The sequence below is a fragment of the Aeromonas sp. 25-248 genome, from assembly GCF_053005425.1.
The window spans coordinates 19,011-37,326 of record NZ_JBRKTB010000003.1 but is presented as its reverse complement, the minus strand read 5'-3'; the positions used below and the strand labels follow the sequence as shown (position 1 = coordinate 37,326).

The following is an 18,316-nucleotide window of genomic DNA, read 5'->3' as shown; positions in this document are numbered from 1 at the left end:
TTTATTTGTAACGAAGGAAAATGGTTTATGGCTACCAAGAAGAAGACAGACCAGGATCTCCAACTGGATAAAGATCAGCTCAAGGCGAGTATCGTGCGTCACCTGCGTTCTACCTTGGGTACAAGCGAACAGAAAGCCTCTCCGGATGCCTGGTGGAAAGCGACCGCTGCCGCCGTCAATGAACAGGTGTACGAGCGCCTGACCCGTACTCAGCAGACTCACTTCAAGAAAGATACTCGTGCGATTCACTATCTCTCTGCTGAATTTTTGATGGGGCGTTTGACCTCCAACAACCTGCACAACCTCTCCCTCTACAAAGTCTGTGAAGAGGCGCTGGGTGAACTTGGTCTGGAACTGACCGATCTGTGTGAACAAGAGCCTGACATGGCCCTTGGCAACGGCGGCCTGGGTCGTCTGGCTGCCTGCTTCATCGATTCCCTGGCCACTCTGAACTACCCGGCGGTGGGCTATGGCATCCACTACGAGCACGGCCTGTTCCGTCAGGAAATTCAGGATGGCCGTCAGATCGAGCGTCCGGACTCCTGGCGCGAATATGGCAACCCCTGGGAGATCTGCCGCCCGGAATCGGTGCAGGAGATCCCGCTCTACGGCTACGTGGAGACCGTGTTTGGTGACAAGGGTGGCCTGAAGAAGGTGTGGCACGCCGGTCGCAAGATCAAAGGGGTGCCCTGGGACATTCCGGTGGTCGGCTTCGGTGGTCACACCGTCAACATCCTGCGTCTGTGGGAATCCCGCGCCTCCGAGTTCTTCGACTGGGACGTGTTCAACGCCGGTGGTTATATCGACTCCCAGGCCGAGAAGGCCCAGGCCGAGACCATCTCCAAGGTGCTCTACCCGAACGATGAGACCGACGCCGGCAAGGAGCTGCGCCTGATCCAGCAGTACTTCTTCTGCGCCTGCTCCATCAAGGACATCATGCGTCGCTACAAGCGGGTGCATGGCAGTGACTTCAGCAACTTTGCCGCGCAAATCGCCATCCAGCTCAACGATACCCACCCCACCGTGGCCATCCCCGAGCTGATGCGCGTGCTGGTGGACGAAGAGGGGCTGAACTGGGATACCGCCTGGGGCATCTGCTATCAGGTCTTCTCCTACACCAACCACACCCTGCTGCCGGAAGCGCTGGAGAAGTGGTCCGTCAGCCTGTTCGAGAAGGTTCTGCCCCGTCACCTCGAGATCATTTATGAAATCAACGCCCGCTTCCTGAACGAGCTGGTGGAGCCCAAGTGGCCGGGCAACGATGCCATCAAGGCCAAGCTCTCCATCATCGAAGAGGGTGACGTGCGCAAGGTGCGCATGGGCAACCTGTGCGTCATCGGCTCCTCCAAGGTGAACGGTGTGGCCGAGATCCACTCCAAGCTGGTGAAGGAAGATCTCTTCCCCGAGTATGCCGAGCTGTGGCCCGAGAAGATGTGCAACGTCACCAACGGCGTGACTCCCCGTCGCTGGCTGCTGGCCTGCAACCCGGAACTGGCCGAACTCTACAACGAGGTAGTGGGCAAGGAGTGGCCGCTGCAACTGGACAAGCTGCGCAGCGTGGTGAAGTTTGCCGACGACAAGGCGTTCCAGCAGCAGTTCATGACCATCAAGCGCCACAACAAGGAGAAGCTGGTCAAGGTCATCAAGGCGGAAACCGGTATCGACGTGAGCGCGGAGGCGATCTTCGATGTCCAGATCAAGCGTCTGCACGAGTACAAGCGCCAGCAACTGAACCTCATCCACATCATGGCGCTCTACCGTCGCCTGCTGGCGAACCCGGACTATGACATGCATCCGCGGGTGTTCATCTTCGGCTCCAAGGCGGCGCCCGGCTACAAACTGGCCAAGGACATCATCTACGCCATCAACAAGCTGGCGGAGCGGGTCAATAACGACGCCCGTATCCAGGGCAAGCTGAAAGTGGTGTTCATGCCGAACTACCGCGTGAGCCTCGCCGAGAAGCTGATCCCGGCGGCGGATGTCTCCGAGCAGATCTCCACCGCAGGTTACGAAGCATCCGGTACCGGCAACATGAAGATGGCGCTGAACGGTGCCATCACCATCGGGACGCTGGATGGAGCCAACATCGAGATCGCCGAAGAGGCGGGTGCCGAGAACTGCGCCATCTTCGGTCTGAATGTGGACGAGGTGAAGTCACTGAAGGCGCGCGGCTACAACCCGTATGACTTCTACTACGCCAACTCCGAACTGAAAGCCGTGCTGGACTGGTTTGATACCGACTACTTCACGCCGGGTCGCCCGGGGGAGCTCGCCTCCATCAAGCGTTCCCTGCTGGAAGGGGGAGACCCTTACCTGACCCTGGCCGATTTCGAGTCCTACTCCGAGGCGCACAAGCTGATCGACGCCTGGTACCGGGATCCGGCCCTGTGGGCGAAGAAAGCCATCATCAACTCGGCCACCATGGGCAAGTTCAACTCCGACCGCTCCATCCAGGATTACGTAGACCGGATCTGGAAATTGACGAGCTGCAACGTCGGTTGATGTCTGCTCCTGTGAAAAACCCCGCGATGCGGGGTTTTTTTTCATCTGTCGGGTTGAGGGAGGCTCAGGGCCTGTCGACCACCCGGGTGTCCGCCGGCACCCGTTTCTTGCCGGTGATCATCGCCCTGACGAGATCGCCCCGTACCAGACGATCCAGGGCGATGACGGCCAGTACATGGACGAAGATGGCCACCTGCAGCCCCTTGGCAAAGAACTCGTGGATCTCTTCCATGCGATGGGTGCCGGAGAGCGGCCCGTATTCGGTCATGATCCCGCTGGCGGCGGTGCCGACAAGGCAGGTCAACAGCAGCAGTATCATCAAGGACCCCAAAGGATTGTGACCGGCGTAGTAGGGGTGGCGCCCCTTGATCGTCTCCTTGAGATAGGTGATGACGCCGGTCGGTGTCGGCAGCCACTGGGCGAAGCGGGCATGATAGGAGCCGATGAAACCCCATACGATGCGCAGTACCAGCAGTCCGGCCAGCGCATATCCCGCATAGCGGTGGTTGCGCGCTCCCTCTTCAAGGATGAAGAGATTCAGCACGCACAACAGCACAGTGGCCCAGTGAAATCCCCTGACCACCGGATCCCATACCTTGATTTCACGGTTGTTCTGCATCGTCTTTCCCATGAGGTGATCCCCTTGTCGTGATGTCCATGATCATCGCCATCGTCAGCCATGGCTGCGTGATGGCCGTTGTCAGCATCATGGAGGCGATTTCTTAAGTGCGAGTTAATGTCGCGGTGATGTCGCGGCGAGAAAAAGCCCCGGCGATGCGGGGCTTGTAGGGGCATTAGGGGGCGAACCTCAGTGGAGGATATCCCCCATGAAATAGGCCAGCATGGTCAGGATGACGGTGAACACCAGGTTCAGCACCAGGCCGGCCCGCATCATCTCCCGCTGCTGGATATGGCCGCTGGCGAAGACGATGGCGTTGGGGGGCGTGGCCACCGGCAGCATGAAGGCACAGGAGGCGCCGACGGCGATCAGCACGGAGACCACGATGGGGGAGACTCCCAGAGCCTCGGCCACCCCGGCGAACAGCGGCACCAGCAGCGCGGCGGTGGCGGTGTTGGAGACCAGCTCGGTCAGGAACACCACGAAGGCGGCCAGGCAGAGCAGGATCACGAAGATGGGCATGGAGGAGAGGCCGCTGGAGAGGTGCTCCGCCAGGAAGGCGTTGGCCCCGGTCTGCTTGAGGATGGCGCTCAAGGTGAGACCACCCCCGAACAGCAGCAGCACGCCCCAGTCGGTGTTCTGGTTGATGTCATCCCAGCTGGCGACCCGGCTGACGGCGATGGCCAGGATAGCGCCCATGGCGATCAGGGTATCGAACTGGGGAATGCCGCCCAGCGCCTTGGCAAGAGGCTGGGATCCAATCCACAGCAGCACCGTGGTCAGGAAGATGGCCAGGGTCACTTTGCGCTGACCTGTCCATTCGATGGTGACCTGCTCGGTGCTCACCTGGTGGGAGAGATTGGGACGGGTCACCCAGTAGAGCAGGCCGATGCCCACCGGCATGAAGATGATCACCACGGGGATGCCGAACTCCAGCCAGTCGGTGAAGCCCAAGCCCATCTGGGCGGCGGCGATGGCATTGGGGGGGCTGCCCACCAGGGTGCCGATGCCACCGATGCTGGCGCTATAGGCGACGCCAAGCAGCACGAAGACCAGGGTGCGGCGCTCCTTGTGAACGTCCAGCCCCTTCAGCATGCCGAGGGCCAGCGGCATCATCATGGCCGCGGTGGCGGTGTTGCTGATCCACATGGAGAGGGCGGCCGTGATGGTGAAGAGCACGATGGAAGCCCAGCCCAGGTGTCCCTTGGCGAGCTGCATCACCTTGCCGGCGATCTGGGTGTCGAGTCCCTGCTTGGAGAGGGCTGCCGCGAGGGCAAAGCCGCCAAAAAAGAGGAACAGGACGGGGTTGGCAAAGTCGGTCAGCGACTTGCTCATGTCGAACACCCCGAGCAGGGTGGCGAGCACCGGGATGGAGATGGCGGTGATGGTGATGTTCACCGCCTCGGTCAGCCAGAGGATGGCGATGAAGATCAGGATGGCCAGCCCCTTGTTGACCATGGGGTCAAACGGGAGCCATGCCAGCATGGCGCAGAGCAGGAGCAGATCCAGGATGACGATCCCGGACTTGATGTCCAGCCAGCGTGAGGGGGGAGTCGTAGGTACAGCCGATGTGTGCATAACGTTCTCTCGGTTAATTTATGGTTGTTGTTGTGATGCCGAGGTTACATTTATCCCCCTGTTTGAAACAGGGGGATATGGTCAAATCATGTGGCGACTCACAGAGTCAAGTGAAAATGGATCTTCAATCAAACAGAAATGAAACATTTCATTTTCATTTGACGGGGGAGGTGAAGGAGAGCAGCCACTCCTTGAACAGGCTCTTGGGCAGAGAGCCGCTGCGCTGTGCCAGGATCTCCCCCCGCTGGAAGACCATCAGGGTCGGGATGCTGCGGATGCCATAGCGACCTGCGATGGCGGCCTCCTGCTCGGTATCGAGTTTCACGAAGCGAAGGCGGGGCTCAAGCTCCCGGGCGACCTCCTGAAAGACGGGGGCAAACTGCAGGCAGGGGCCACACCAGCTTGCCCAAAAGTCCACCACCACCGGGATGTCGGACTGGATCAGGGCATCGAAGCTGGCCTGACGCCCCGCCACCGGGGTTTGTTCGAAGAGGGGGTGACGGCAGCGGCCGCACTTCGCGTTTGAGTCTGCTTTTTCGACAGGCAGGCGGTTGCGGGTAAAGCATTGGCTACAATAGGTGGTGACAAGTGACATAATTGCTTCCTTATTTCATGGCCCGGCAACATCTTTATTGCAATCAGAGCGCCGACTAACGGTAACATAGCACTCAGTGGTTTTTCACAGTTGGCCTCCGGCCGTGACCTGATGTCACCGGATGGCCGACCATGACATGAGAATCGAGACGGGATGAAGAGTGTTGCACGGGCCAATCGTGTTGTCTTTGGCCTTATCATCGTATCGCTGGTGGGCTTTTCTGCCTATTGCTGGCAGTTGCTCAGCCAGCAGCAGCGTGCCTTCGATTTGAGCGTGGCGGCTGAGATGGTGCTTAATCGGGTCAATACCGATACCGTCTATCTGCTGGGGCGCGAGAAGGCCAGCGATGGCAGCGTACAGCAGCGCCTGAGCCTGCTTTCCAGTCACCTGGACAGGTTCGTCAGGCTGGTGCACGAGGATCCGGAGTCGGTGGACGACCCCGGCTCCCAGGCGTTGCAGCGGGACATCGACGGTTATCTGCTGGATCTCGCCAGGCTCTACACCATGGAGATGACCATCGAGTATCTGGCTCCCCGCTTCCAGGGCCAGCTCAAGGCGTTGCAAGGCACCCTGCCGGTCGGTGAGGCGCAGTACCGCGACCTGACCGAACTCATGCGCCTGCACCACTACCTCAGACGCAGCTGGGATCAGAACGAGCAGCGGCAACTGCTGCAACTCCAGCAGCACCTGCTCGACCGCTATGGCGAGCAGCCGAGGGTCGCGGCCCTCGTTCGGCTGGGCCAGGAGTTCAATCAGCAGGTGATGGAGTACCATCGCCTGCGCAATCAGGTGGTGGAGATGAAGGGGCTGAGCTCGCTGCCCGCCTGGAAGCAGAGCAAGCTGGAGCGGGCCTCCTCCCTCAAGAGCCGCTTCTACCTGATGGTGCTGGGGGGGGCGCTGCTCTGCTTCTCGCTGGTGGCCGCGACCCTGTGGCGCCGCAACCAGAAGCTGAGCGAGCTCTCACGCCATGCCGCGCTGCTGGCCCAGGCCAAGAGCGACTTCCTGGCCAACATGAGCCACGAGATCCGCACCCCCATGAATGCCATCATCGGCTTCAGCGCCCTGGCACTGCAAACCAGCCTGGATCCCCAGCAGCGGGACTATCTCAACAAGATCAAATCCTCGTCGGACACCTTGCTGCTGCTCATCAACGACATCCTGGATCTCACCAAGGTGGAGTCCGGCAAGCTGACCCTGGAGGAGATCGACTTCGATCTCAGCGAGCAGCTCGACTCCCTCGCCGCCATGTTCGCGGATCTGGCGGAGCGCAAGCACATCGAGGTCATCATCAACAAGTCTCCCGCCGTGCCCGACTTTCTGCGCGGGGATCCGCTGCGCCTCGGTCAGGTGCTGGTCAACCTGGTGAACAATGCCATCAAGTTCACCGAGCGGGGCGAGGTGGAGGTGGCCATTACGCTCACCAGCCAGCATCCCATGCGGGTCTGTTTCAGCGTGCGGGATACCGGCATCGGCATCGCCCCGGAGAAGCAGGCCCAGCTGTTCCAGCCCTTTACCCAGCTGGAGGCGGGCAATACCCGCAAATATGGCGGCTCCGGGCTTGGCCTCAACATCTCCCAGCGACTGGTGGGGCTGATGGGAGGGGAGATCACCGTGCAGAGCAAGCCCGGGGTGGGCTCCACCTTCCTGTTCGAGATCCCCATCTCCCAGGCGGTGTACGGGGTCTCGGGGCGCAGGGTCTTCTTCGATCACCAGCCCCTGATCCTGATGATGGATGACAACGAGCTGGTGCTGGAACTGGCCAAGGACATCCTGGGGCGGGCGGGGGCGTCCGTCATCACGGTCAACAGCCTCTCCCGCGCCCGTCAGGTGCTGCGGGAAGAGGGGCATCACATCCGCCTCGCCATCCTCGACTGGCGCATGGGTCAGGAGGATGGCCTGGACTTGGCCCTCGAGATGTACCAGCACAGCCAGTGGCGGCGCCTGCCTGTCCTGATGACCAGCGCCTGGTCCAGGGAGGGGCTGCACGGGCGGATGGAGAGCATGGGACTGACCCATTTCCTGGCCAAGCCCATGACCGAAAACGCCTTGCTGGCCAAGGTGGACGAACTGCTCAACGGCAGCTCCCATGACAGCAAGGTCCGCCAGGCGGAGGCCCAGGGGGATCAGCAGCAGTTCCGGGAGCTGCTGCGCGGTACCCGGGTGCTGCTGGCCGAGGACAACCGGGTCAACCAGCAGCTCATTCTGGAGTACCTGCGCCGGGTGGAGGCCAAGGTCACCGTGGTGGACAACGGCCGCGAGGCGGTGGAGCAGGTGGCGGAGCAGCCGTTCGACGTCATCCTGATGGATCTGCAGATGCCGGTGCTGGACGGGCTGGATGCCACCCGCCAGATCCGCAAGATGGTGGACAAGCACGATGTGCCCATCATCGCCCTCACCGCCAGCGCCATGCCGGGGGACAGGGAGCGCTGCCTTGGCGTCGGCATGAACGGCTATGTCACCAAGCCGGTGAGCAAGCTCGATCTCTACAACAACCTGCTGCAATGGGTGAAGAGCAGCGGCGGGGAGCCCAAGGTGCCCATCGAGGTCAAGCCGCCGGCCCTCATGGGCGTGCTGGATCTGGAGGATGCCCTGCGCCGGCTGGAGCATGACAGGGAGGCGCTGCAGATCCTCTTCAAGCTGTTCCTCTCCGAGCACAAGGACGATCTGTGGGACATCCGCACCGCCCTGCGTCGCCAGCAGCCCGAAGTGGCGTGCCGGTTGCTGCATACCCTGAAGGGGGTCTCGGCCAACATCTCCGCTTCCCGCCTGCAACTGCTGGCCGGGGAGCTGGAGTGGCGGCTGCGGCTGCAGGAGGAGCTGAGCGAGGGGGAGCTCAACCAGTTGCAGCAGGTCTTTACCCAGACCCGGGAGGAGGTCTCCCACTTCCTGCTCACCGGGGAGCAGCAGGAGTCGGTCGCCTTCCCGTTTTCGCCCCCCGACAAGCGGCTCTGAGGGAGGGGAAGATAGCAATCGTTCTCAAGTCACCCGCTTCAGGCTATGATGACCCACTCGTTCGCCCCCGCCAGGGGGCGATTGTATTGAGCTTCTCTTCACGATCACGCGGCAGCGCGCCGCGACCAAGGACTTCTCTGTGAGCGTATTTTTGCGGCTTGGCTGGTTTTTCAAGGATCAGTGGCGGCGTTATCTGGTGGCCATCTCCCTGCTGATGCTGGTGGCCCTGTTGACCGTGATCCCTCCCAAGGTGGTGGGCTGGGTGGTGGATGGCATCGCCAAGGGTGACCTGGACAGCGGCACCCTGACCGGTTATCTGGCGGGGCTTTTTGGCCTGGGACTGCTTATCTACCTGCTGCGCTATGTGTGGCGGGTCATGCTGTTCGGTGCCTCCTACCGGCTCGCCTACGTGCTGCGCAACCGGCTGTTCACCCACTTCACTCGCATGAGCCCGGATTTCTACCAGCGCCACCGCACCGGTGATCTGATGGCCCACGCCACCAACGACATCCAGGCGGTGGAGATGACCGCAGGGGAAGGGGTGCTGACCCTGGTGGACTCCTTCATCGTCGGCATCCTGGTGCTCTCCATCATGTGCAGCCAGTACTCCTGGCAGCTGACCCTGCTCTCCCTGCTGCCCCTGCCGGTGATGGCCTTCTTCATGAACCGCTTCGGGACCCAGATCTACAAGGAGTTCAAGGCGGCGCAGGGGGCCTTCTCCCGCCTCAACAACAAGACCCAGGAGGCCCTCTCCGGGGTGCGGGTGCTCAAATCCTACGCGGTCGAATCCCTGGAGGACGAGGGCTTTGCCGAGCTGACCCGTCAGGCGGGGGAGCGCAACATGGCGGTGGCCCGCATCGACGCCAAGTTCGATCCCGTGATTTACCTGTGTATCGGCTGCTCCTATTTTCTGGCGGTCGCAGGGGGCAGCGCCCTGGTGCTGCAAGACAAGCTGACCCTGGGGGAGCTCACCAGCTTCACCATGTACCTCGGCCAGCTCATCTGGCCCATGTTCGCCATCGCCTGGCTGTTCAACATCATCGAGCGGGGCAGCGCCGCCTACTCGCGCATCGAAAGCCTGCTGGGGGAGCGCAGCGACATCGAGGAGCCGGCCCATCCCGTGGCGCTGGCCTCGGCCTTTCCCCTGCGGGTGCTGGGGCTGGGCTACCGGCTGGAGCAGCGCACCCTGTTGCAGGGGGTGGATGTCACCCTGCAGTCTGGCGCCATGCTGGGGATAGTGGGACGCACCGGGGCAGGCAAGAGCTCCCTGCTCAAGCTGCTGATGCGCCTGGCCAACCCCACGGCCGGGGAGATCCGCATGGGAGAGGTGCCCATCTCGCAACTGTCGCTGGGTGAGCTGCGCAGCCAGTTTGCCTATGTGCCCCAGGAGCCGTTTCTGTTCTCCACCACCATCGCGGCCAACATCGCCCTGGGCCGCCCCGAGGCGAGTCGGGAGGAGATTGAGCGGGTGGCGCGCATCGCCTGCGTGCACGACGACATCAGTCGCTTCCCCAAAGGGTATGAAACCGAGGTGGGGGAGAAGGGGGTGACCCTCTCCGGCGGTCAGAAGCAGCGTCTGGCCATCGCCCGCGCCCTGCTGCTGGATGCCCCTATCCTGGTGCTGGATGACGCCCTCTCGGCGGTGGATGCCCACACCGAGCAGCAGATCCTGCTGGCCCTCAAGGTCCACAAACGCACCCTGGTGCTGGTGAGCCACCGCATGACGGCGGTGGAGCAGGCGGACGAGATCCTGGTGCTGGAGCAGGGAGCGATCAGCGAGCGGGGCCGTCACGAGGCCCTGATGGCCAGGAACGGCTGGTACGCGGACATGGTCCGCTACCAGCGCCTGGAGCAGGACGTGGAGGAGAGCCTGTGAACAGGATGACAAGACCCCTGGTTTCCTTCACCCCCCGCCCGGCTCCCGCGATCGGAGAGGGGAGCAAAGAGAGTCAATTCCCGTGGAACGTTGCGCTGGAGGCAAGTCTGTGAATCCAACCATCAAACGGCTGCTCGCCTACTGCGCCAGCTACCCCCGCTGGCTGGTGCAGGCGGGCATCTGCCTGCTGCTCGCCACCGGCGCCGAGGTGGCGGGCCCCTTGCTCATCAAGCTCTTCATCGATGACTACCTGGCGCCGCGCCGGCTGGAGTGGGGCATCATCGCCGCCCTTGCCGCCGGTTATCTGGGGTTGCAGGTGTTGTCGGCGGCCGGCTTCTATCTGCAATCCCTGCGCTTCAACCGCATCGCCCAGGCGGTGGTGCAGCGCCTGCGTGAGCAGGTGTTCGCCACCGCCATCCGCCTGCCTGCCCGCTATTTCGACAAGCACCGCTCGGGCTCCCTCATCTCCCGCATCACCAACGACACCGAGGCGATCATGAACCTCTATGTCCAGGTGATAGGGCTCCTGGTGCAAAAAGTGGTGCTCCTGTGCGGCATCCTGCTCTCCATGGCGCTGCTGGACTTGCGCCTGATGCTGGTATGCGCCACCCTGCTGCCGGCGGTGGGGGCCGTGATGTGGCTCTACCAGAAACTGAGCGTGCCCGTGGTGCGGGCGACCCGATCCTTGCTCTCCGACATCAACAGCCGTCTCAACGAGTCGTTGCAGGGGATGCCGGTGATCCAGGCCATGGTGCAGGAGCGCCACTTCGCCAATGCCTTTGCCGGGGTGAACCAGCAGCACTGGCAGGCGCGGATCAAGAGCCTCAAGATCAACGGCATCCTGCTGCGCCCCCTCATCGATCTCTTCTACATGATGGTGCTCATCGGTCTGCTGGCCCTGTTTGCCCACGAGGGGCTGAGCACGGCGGGGGCCATCCAGGTGGGGGTGCTTTACGCCTTCATCAGCTATCTGGGGCGGATGATCGAGCCCCTCATCGAGATGACCAACCAGCTCAACCAGTTGCAGCAGGCCATGGTGGCGGGGGAGCGGGTGTTCGCCCTGCTCGATGAAACCCGCGAGAGCACCGATGGGGAGGTGCGCCCCCTGGAGGGATGGGTACGCTTCGACGGGGTGGGCTTCTCCTACGACGGGGAGCAGCAGGTGCTGCAAGATGTGAGCTTTGCCACCCGGCCGGGCCAGATGCTGGCGCTGGTGGGCCACACCGGCAGCGGCAAGTCCACCATCATCAGCCTGCTGATGGGTTTCTACCCCCTGGATCGGGGGAGCATCCACTTCGATGATCTCCCCATGAACGGCCTGGCCCTCTCGGCGGTGCGCCGCAGCATCGGCCTGGTGCAGCAGGATCCTTTCATCTTCGTCGGCACCCTGGCCGAGAACCTGCGCCTTGGGCGTGACGGCATCGAGGATGGGCGGCTCTGGCAGGCCCTGGAGGAGGTGCAGCTGGCCGATTTCGTGCGCCACCTGCCCGATGGTCTGGCCACCCTGATGGAGGAGGGGGGCAAGAACCTCTCCGCCGGCCAGCGCCAGCTGCTCTCCTTTGCCCGCGCCCTGGTGGGGGATCCGCGCATCCTCATCCTGGACGAGGCGACCGCGAGCGTGGACTCCCAGACCGAGCTCGCCCTCTCCCAGGCGCTCTCGGCAGCGCGCCGTGGTCGCACCACCATCGCCATCGCCCACCGCCTCTCCACCATAGTGGATGCCGATGAAATCCTGCTGCTCTCCCGCGGGCTGGTGAGCGAGCGCGGCACCCACGGCGAGCTGATGGCGCTGGGAGGACACTATGCCCAGCTGTTCGAGATGCAGAGCCAGGGGGCCTGGCTTGAAGAGAAACGGGCCTGAGGCCCACCTAAAAAAACAGCCGGCATCTGCCGGCTGTTTTTTTGACTGGCGGGGTTACACCGTGACCTTGCTGCGGCTGACCAGCTTGGGCTCCAGGGGCGGGAAGTCATCGTTGAAGAAGGTATCCGCTTCTTCAATTTGTGCCTTGCGCTGCTTCTGGATGAAGCTGTCGAAGTCGCGCTTGATCTCGGGGTCCTTGAGGGCCTCGTAGTCGAACACGTTGGCGGCATAGAGGTAGTTGAAGTAGATGTCGACGAACTCGGCGCTGGCACAGGCGGAGGTGAACTTGCTGTTCTGGCGGTCGAAGTTGACGCGGTACTGCTTGATCTTCGGCACATAGACCAGCTCGTTGCCCACCTTGAACACTTCCACCGTGACCCCCACCGTGATGGTCTTGTAGAAGTCCTTGTTGTTCTCCACCCCGAAGCGGATGGCATCCCCCTGCTTTTGCAGGAACTTGTTGAAGCTGGCCAGCGCCGTGGTGCCCTGGCTCACCACCACGTCCATGATGAAGTTGATGAAGTCGGTGGCGATGCTGAGCCCCTTGATGTGGCGGCTGTAGCTCTGCTGATCGATCTTGCTCGGCCCCATCAGGGGGATCTTGGAGAGGGCCCTGGCCCAGAGATCCGCGTCCGTCTTGTACTGCTCGCCATAGGCTTCGGCGTAACGGTTGATGTAGGCGGTGACCACGGAGGTGATGGCGATGAGGTAGGCCTTCTGTTCCGCCAGCTTGGCCATGACGGCGGGATCGTCCAGCAGCTCGTTGGCCACGATGAACTCCACCAGGCCGTCCTTGTCGGCATAGGGATCATTGCCCACCGCCCGGACGGTGTCGGGCAGATTGACGTCGTTGAAGAAGGCCTCGGCCTCGGCGAACTGATCATGGTTGCTCAGGCGGTTGGCCGGTGCCTCGCGCACCAGCTGGCAGAGCACCAGCTCGGCCTCGTAGTCCGACTCGCGCCACAGGGGGGCCTGCAACTGGTTGCCGAAGGTCTTCTTGTAGGCGAGGTTGAAGTCAAACAGCACCGAACTGCAGCCGCAATCCATGGCGAAGTCGACGGTGTAGCTCAGCGGCCCGGTGGGCAGGGGCTTGCTCATCTTCCCCTTGGCGCTGAGGTTGGCATAGCACTTGAGGTACTCCCGGCCAAACAGCTCGTAGGCACGGTTGTTGTTGAAGTTGAGCTGGAAAGTACCGGCGCTCTCGCCCCCGTTGAACAACTGTTGCACGTGACTCATCTCTCTATCCTTATGGTGAGATTGGTAGACGGGTTGACCCGGTGCCGAGTGGCTACTTCCGGGCCAGCAACAGCCTAGCGAGGGAGAGGGGGTTTGGTTACTGCGAATAATCCCAGTGGCGGGGGCGGGATCCTGGGCTAGCCCCCTGACGGGGAGTATTTCTTGTTGTGTTTCATTCGGATATGGCTGTCATGGTCCCGTCATCCGGGGCGGGACCTTGAAAAAATCCGGAAAAGGGAAAGAGAGGGGCGACCCGGGGTCAGGAAAGGCCGGTTTTATCATTTGCCAGACAAATAGAACCTGGCCATTGCATGAATTTTGCAAATACCCTTTGGGGGCCCGCTCACAGGGATGGCACGGGAGGCTTGTCTATCGGGATGCAGGCTGGCAACATTTGCGTCACATTCACTCATCGGATCAGTTTGCAATGGACCTGCAACGCCTCAAAGCCAACCTCGCCCTGCGTCTGTTCGCCTGGCGCTACATTCCCGTCATTGGTTTTTGTGCCCCCGTCATCGAGCAGATGGACGCCAGGGCGCTGCGCATCCGCATTCCGCTGGGCTGGCGCACCCGCAACCACCTGGGCAGCATGTATTTCGGGGCGCTCGCCACCGGTGCCGACCTGGTGGGGGGGCTCCTGGTCATGGAGAAGGGGCGGGCGCGGCGCAAGAAGGTGCATTTTGCCTTCAAGGATGTGCAGGGGGAGTTTTTGAAGCGCCCGGAGGGGGACGTGCAGTTTGATTGCGCGGCGGGGGAGCTTATCGACGCCATGATCGACGAGTCCCTGGCGAGCGGTCAGCGCATCAACCGCCCCATCCAGGTGGTGGCCACCTGCCCGTCGCGCAACGGCGACGAGGCCATGGCCCGCTTCGTGCTGACCCTCTCCATCAAGGCCAGCTGAAGGCCAGAGGGCGCTTGGCGCCCTTGTTCAAACCGGGATCAGAGGATCTCGGGACTGACGCCTTCCTTCACGACTACCTTCATGCCGTTGAAGTTTACCATCCGCTCGGCCACTGTGCTGGGTAGCGCTGGCGTGGCCGGGCGTCAGGATCAGGGGATCTCGGGACTGCTCCCTTCCTTCACCACGGCCTTCATGCCGTTGAAGTTGACCACCTGCGCGGCCACTGTGCTGGGTAGCGCTTGCGTGGCAGGGTGTCAGAATCAGAGGATCTCGGGGCTGACGCCTTCCTTCACGACTACCTTCATGCCGTTGAAGTTGACCACCTGCTCGGCGACTATCTTGCAGCGTTTGCGGGTCTCGACCTGACCGTCCACTTCCACCAGGCCCTCGGCGACCAGCGCCTTGGCGGCACCGCCACAATCGGCCCAACCCTGATGCTTGATCAGGTCACACAAGGCAACGAAGGGGTGACCTTCGAGCAGAAACGTCTCCATGGGAAATCCTCTAGCTGGATGAATGGCTGAAACAGCGGGGGCTCATTCTAGGCAGTTAGGCGGGGCAGGGAAAGGGCCCGGGCCCAATTGCCCCGAAAAAGGGGCTAGCACAGGCAAAAAAACCAGCCCGACCGGGCTGGTTGTGTCTCTGGGTGCCACTGGCGCTCAAGGGAGCTTCACCACCGCTTCCCCCGTCACGGCGAGGGCGCCGCCCTGGGTGAAGATGCGGGTGGCCAGGGTGGCGATGGGCTTGTCGCTTCGAAGAGCAATCACCTCCACCTCCGCCGTCACCTCGTCCCCCACGAACACCGGCAGTTTGAAGCCGAGGCTCTGGCCCAGGTAGATGCTCCCCTTGCCTGGCAACTGCTGACCGAGCAGCCCGGAGAAGAGGCTCGCCAGCAACATGCCGTGGACGATGGGGCGCTCGAACACCGTCCTGGCGGCGAAGTCCGGGTCCAGGTGCAGGGGGTTGAAGTCCTCCGACAGCGCGGCGAAGGCCGCCACCTCGGCCGGGCCGAAGCGCTTGGTCAGGCTGGCTTTCTGGCCCACGGCAAGGGGTTGTGTACTCATGCGGGTTCCTCTTCTTGCTTCCTGACGCCGGCAAACACCGGATTGAGCCGTACCTTGACGTAGCTGCCGGGGGCTGCCTCCAGCCCCTCGGCAGGCTGCCGGGCGGGGACGGGCTCTGCCTCGTCACGGTCTTTGATAAAGCGCATCATCTCGGGCCACCAGGAGCCGCTCTGGTGGGTCGCCCCCGCCAGCCACTGCGTCGGGCTGTCCGCCTCGGCCTCGCTCTGCCAGAAGCCGTATTTGTTGGCATCCGGCGGATTGATGATGCCGGCGATGTGCCCGGATTCGGCCAGAATGAAGCGCCGTTCGCCCCCGAACAGCGCCATGCCCTGCCAGGTTCCCTGCCAGAGGGCGATGTGATCGTCCACGGCGGACACCAGCAGCACCGGGGTCTTCACCTTGGCGAGATCGATGCGGGTGTGGCGGATCTTGAACTCCCCCTTCACCAGCTGGTTTTCCAGGTAGAGTCGACGCAGCAGGCTGTTGTGGGTCTTGCCCGCCACGTTGGTGCTGTCGCTGTTCCAGTGCAGCAGATCGAACGCCACCGGGCTCTGGCCCTTGAGGTAGCTGTCGATGTAGTAGTTCCAGTAGAGGCTGTTCTCCCGCAGCAGACTGAAGGAGACCGCCAGCTGGCGCCCGTCCATGATGCCCCTGGCCTCGTTTTGCGCCTCCAGTGCCGCGATGATGGGCTCGTGGATGAAGATGCCAAGCTCCCCTGGCTGGGAGAAGTCCAGCAGGGTGGTGAACAGGGTGGCGCTGCGCACCCGCTGCTTCTGGCGCCGCGCCGCCAGCCAGCCCATGGCGAGTGACAATGCAGTGCCACCGATGCAGTAGCCGATGCCGTGCACCTCCCGCTCGCCGGTGGCCGCCTCCACGGCGTCCAGGGCGGCGATGACCCCGTCCACCACGTAGTCGTCGAGATCGACCTGCCCCTGTGCCACCCCCGGGTTGCGCCAGGAGATCATGAAGACCGTCTGCCCCTGGGCGACCAGCCAGGCCACCAGGGAGTTCTGGGGGCGCATGTCCATGATGTAGTACTTGTTGATGAAGGGGGGCACGACCAGCACCGGGGTTTTGCCCACCGTCGCCGTGGTCGGGCTGTACTGGATGAGCTCAAAGAGCTCGGTGCGCAGCACTACCCGGCCCGGGGTGGTCGCCAGATCCCGGCCGAGCTCGAAGGCGGACTCGTCGGTCAGGCGGATGTTGAGGTGATCGGCGCTGCGCTCCAGATCTTCGGCCAGGAGCGCAAGGCCGCGCACCAGATTCTGGCCGTCGGACTCCAGGGTGAGCTTGAGCAGCTCCGGGTTGGTGGCCAGGAAGTTGCTGGGAGCCATGGCGTTGACGTACTGGCGGGTGAAAAAGCGCAGTCGCTCCCGGCTCTTCTCGGGCACGCCCTCCAGGGCATCCACCGCCGCCAGCAGGTGTCTTGCGGTCAGCAGATAGGATTGCTTGAGGTAGTCATAGAGGGGTTGCTCGCTCCAGGCGTCGGCCTTGAAGCGGCGATCGCTGCGATCCGGGGTGATCACCGGTTCGCTCGGCTGGCCTGCACTCTTGAGCAGGGTGTGCTGCATCAGCTTGAGCTGATCCTGCCACCAGTTCATCTGGGACTGGATCAGCTGCCAGGGCTGCTGGCTGCCCTGCTCCAGCACCTTGCCCAGATCGTCCAGACTGGTCTGCAGCAGGGCCTGGGCCGTGCGCTCGGTCTGGGCTCTGGCCATGGCCAGCAGCTTGTCGTTGTAGTGGGCCAGGGCCTCGAACAGCGGGCCGTAAGATGATTGGCTCATGTGTTCTCCTTCACCCACGCCCGAGGCGGGCACTTGCCCGTTCTGTCGAGTCGTGGGGAGATGTGGCTGCCCGCAAGACGGGCAGCCAGGGGTTATCAGGCCTTGCCCGTGCTCTTCTTGATGCCATCTGCGGTCAGGGCATCCAGCTCTTCCTTGAACTGCTGGCCGAGGGCGCTGAGCTTCTGGATGTCATCCAGCATCTGGCGGGAGAGCTGGCTGGCGCTCTCCAGCTGCACGGTGCCGAGGGCCGCCAGGCTCTGGGCATCCTGCACCTTGCCGACGGCCTGCAACTGGTTGAGCCCCAGTTCGGCGTAGGCATTGGCGGACGCCAGTTGCAACCGGGTCAGCTGTTCGATGTTGCTGGCCAGCAGCTGGTTGTAGCGGGTGAGGGGGGCGGCAAAGCCTTGCATCTGCTCGGTAAAGCTCTTGATCACGTCCATATTCATCATGGGTCTCCGGTTCGGCAGAACACTGTTTTTGCGGGTCAATCGACCCTTCTTGCGGGTACAGCACGTCATCCCTGTGTTACGTGTTGTTTGCTCTGTTCAAACACACGTTTGAGCATTCTGCAACCAATCCACCTTTGGTGTAAATGACATAAATGTTAGTTTCTGTTTGAATTTTCCAATCCGCCGAGAGAGCCATCCCCGGATTCAGACGAGAGGTGACGCAGGGAAAGGGTCGGGGTCTCGTCCCTCGGGGCCTGCGCTGGTACCCTTGAGCCACACCCTCTTCACAAGGAATCCCCGATGAAACCGTTCGCCCTGCTGCTCGGCTGTGGTGCCCTGACCCTCGCCGGTGTCGCCCAGGCCAGCACGCCGGTCCAGATCTCCCTGCCCGGTGTCAACCTGCCCTCGTCCAATCAGGTGGAAGGAGCACGGGCTTCCTTCCTCTACGGCCGCACCGGCCAGGTAAAGGGGATCGATCTGCCGGTGTTCGCCCTCTCCGATGTGGATCAGTTCACCGGCCTGCAGCTTGGTGTGTTCTTTGGCGCGAGCCGGGTGCGCCACCAGTTTGGCGGGGTCGCCATCAACGCCGTCAACTGGCACGAAGGGCAGGATACCGGCCTCAATCTGGGCTTCGTCAACCTGACCAACAATGTGAAGGGGCTCAACTGGGGGGCGGTCAACATCGCCCAGGGCAATGCCCTGGCCAACGTCGGCTTCGTCAACTATGCCGAACGCACCACCTTCCAGCTGGGGTTCGTCAATGCCACCAAGCACCTGGACGGCTTGCAGATTGGCCTGGCCAACTACGCCGAGAACGGCATCTTCCCCATTCTGCCCCTGATCAACTTCAAGAAATCCTTCTAGGGGCCAACTTGCCCTTGCTTTAGGAGGGGCAGCCA

The 18,316-nt window shown here is 62.5% G+C and carries 14 protein-coding genes and 1 pseudogene; 6 read left to right on the top strand and 9 right to left on the bottom strand.

Annotated elements, in window-relative coordinates:
- The first annotated feature begins 27 nt into the window (after window positions 1-27).
- On the top strand, window positions 28-2,502 hold the full coding sequence (locus tag ACVDHI_RS06670) for a glycogen/starch/alpha-glucan phosphorylase (protein WP_103260226.1): 2,475 nt from the start codon (window positions 28-30) through the stop codon (window positions 2,500-2,502).
- Window positions 2,503-2,566: 64 nt separating this feature from the next.
- On the opposite strand, the gene ACVDHI_RS06665 is transcribed toward ACVDHI_RS06670, so the two are convergent.
- From ACVDHI_RS06665 to trxC, 3 genes are all read right to left on the bottom strand, one after another.
- The gene (locus ACVDHI_RS06665; protein WP_223931271.1) at window positions 2,567-3,133 is read right to left on the bottom strand and encodes a cytochrome b/b6 domain-containing protein; all 567 of its coding nucleotides are present in this window, start codon (window positions 3,131-3,133) and stop codon (window positions 2,567-2,569) included.
- A 177-nt stretch (window positions 3,134-3,310) separates the two neighbouring features.
- On the bottom strand, window positions 3,311-4,699 hold the full coding sequence (locus ACVDHI_RS06660; RefSeq protein ID WP_041215077.1) for an SLC13 family permease: 1,389 nt from the start codon (window positions 4,697-4,699) through the stop codon (window positions 3,311-3,313).
- A gap of 154 nt (window positions 4,700-4,853) precedes the next feature.
- Window positions 4,854-5,294: a thioredoxin TrxC gene (trxC, locus tag ACVDHI_RS06655; RefSeq protein WP_041215078.1), complete on the bottom strand. Its 441-nt coding sequence runs from the start codon at window positions 5,292-5,294 to the stop codon at window positions 4,854-4,856.
- A 153-nt stretch (window positions 5,295-5,447) separates the two neighbouring features.
- On the opposite strand from trxC, the gene ACVDHI_RS06650 reads away from it, so the two are divergent.
- The 3 genes from ACVDHI_RS06650 to ACVDHI_RS06640 all read left to right on the top strand — a co-directional run bounded on the left by ACVDHI_RS06650 (window position 5,448) and on the right by ACVDHI_RS06640 (window position 11,983).
- Window positions 5,448-8,246 carry a hybrid sensor histidine kinase/response regulator gene (locus tag ACVDHI_RS06650; protein WP_041211503.1) on the top strand — a complete coding sequence of 933 codons (2,799 nt, stop codon included), beginning with the start codon at window positions 5,448-5,450 and terminating at the stop codon, window positions 8,244-8,246.
- Between the two features lie 139 nt (window positions 8,247-8,385).
- Entirely contained in the window at window positions 8,386-10,122 is a 1,737-nt protein-coding gene (locus ACVDHI_RS06645; protein ID WP_447211880.1) for an ABC transporter transmembrane domain-containing protein, read from the top strand.
- 109 nt (window positions 10,123-10,231) lie between these two features.
- Window positions 10,232-11,983, top strand: a complete 1,752-nt coding sequence (locus ACVDHI_RS06640; protein WP_447211879.1) for an ABC transporter transmembrane domain-containing protein — start codon at window positions 10,232-10,234, stop codon at window positions 11,981-11,983.
- Window positions 11,984-12,037: 54 nt separating this feature from the next.
- On the opposite strand, the gene ACVDHI_RS06635 is transcribed toward ACVDHI_RS06640, so the two are convergent.
- A complete protein-coding gene (locus ACVDHI_RS06635; RefSeq protein WP_042016562.1) occupies window positions 12,038-13,219 on the bottom strand; it encodes a hypothetical protein in 1,182 nt (393 codons plus the stop codon).
- 427 nt (window positions 13,220-13,646) lie between these two features.
- On the opposite strand from ACVDHI_RS06635, the gene ACVDHI_RS06630 reads away from it, so the two are divergent.
- A complete protein-coding gene (locus ACVDHI_RS06630; RefSeq protein ID WP_010674883.1) occupies window positions 13,647-14,120 on the top strand; it encodes a DUF4442 domain-containing protein in 474 nt (157 codons plus the stop codon).
- 38 nt (window positions 14,121-14,158) lie between these two features.
- On the opposite strand, the pseudogene ACVDHI_RS06625 reads toward ACVDHI_RS06630, so the two are convergent.
- From ACVDHI_RS06625 to ACVDHI_RS06605, 5 genes and pseudogenes are all read right to left on the bottom strand, one after another.
- A pseudogene (locus tag ACVDHI_RS06625) lies at window positions 14,159-14,233 on the bottom strand (ribosome-associated protein); the annotation flags it as partial.
- Between the two features lie 147 nt (window positions 14,234-14,380).
- Window positions 14,381-14,614 carry a ribosome-associated protein YbcJ gene (gene ybcJ / locus ACVDHI_RS06620; RefSeq protein ID WP_010674882.1) on the bottom strand — a complete coding sequence of 78 codons (234 nt, stop codon included), beginning with the start codon at window positions 14,612-14,614 and terminating at the stop codon, window positions 14,381-14,383.
- 165 nt (window positions 14,615-14,779) lie between these two features.
- The gene (locus ACVDHI_RS06615) at window positions 14,780-15,184 is read right to left on the bottom strand and encodes a MaoC family dehydratase (RefSeq protein WP_324063431.1); all 405 of its coding nucleotides are present in this window, start codon (window positions 15,182-15,184) and stop codon (window positions 14,780-14,782) included.
- Window positions 15,181-16,968 carry a class I poly(R)-hydroxyalkanoic acid synthase gene (locus ACVDHI_RS06610; protein ID WP_447211878.1) on the bottom strand — a complete coding sequence of 596 codons (1,788 nt, stop codon included), beginning with the start codon at window positions 16,966-16,968 and terminating at the stop codon, window positions 15,181-15,183. Before ACVDHI_RS06610 ends, ACVDHI_RS06615 begins: the two co-directional genes overlap by 4 nt.
- A 95-nt stretch (window positions 16,969-17,063) precedes the next feature.
- Entirely contained in the window at window positions 17,064-17,414 is a 351-nt protein-coding gene (locus tag ACVDHI_RS06605; RefSeq protein ID WP_039040883.1) for a phasin family protein, read from the bottom strand.
- 303 nt (window positions 17,415-17,717) lie between these two features.
- On the opposite strand from ACVDHI_RS06605, the gene ACVDHI_RS06600 reads away from it, so the two are divergent.
- Window positions 17,718-18,281, top strand: coding sequence for a VC2662 family protein (locus ACVDHI_RS06600; RefSeq protein ID WP_010674879.1), 564 nt, complete (start codon window positions 17,718-17,720; stop codon window positions 18,279-18,281).
- Window positions 18,282-18,316: the final 35 nt, after the last annotated feature.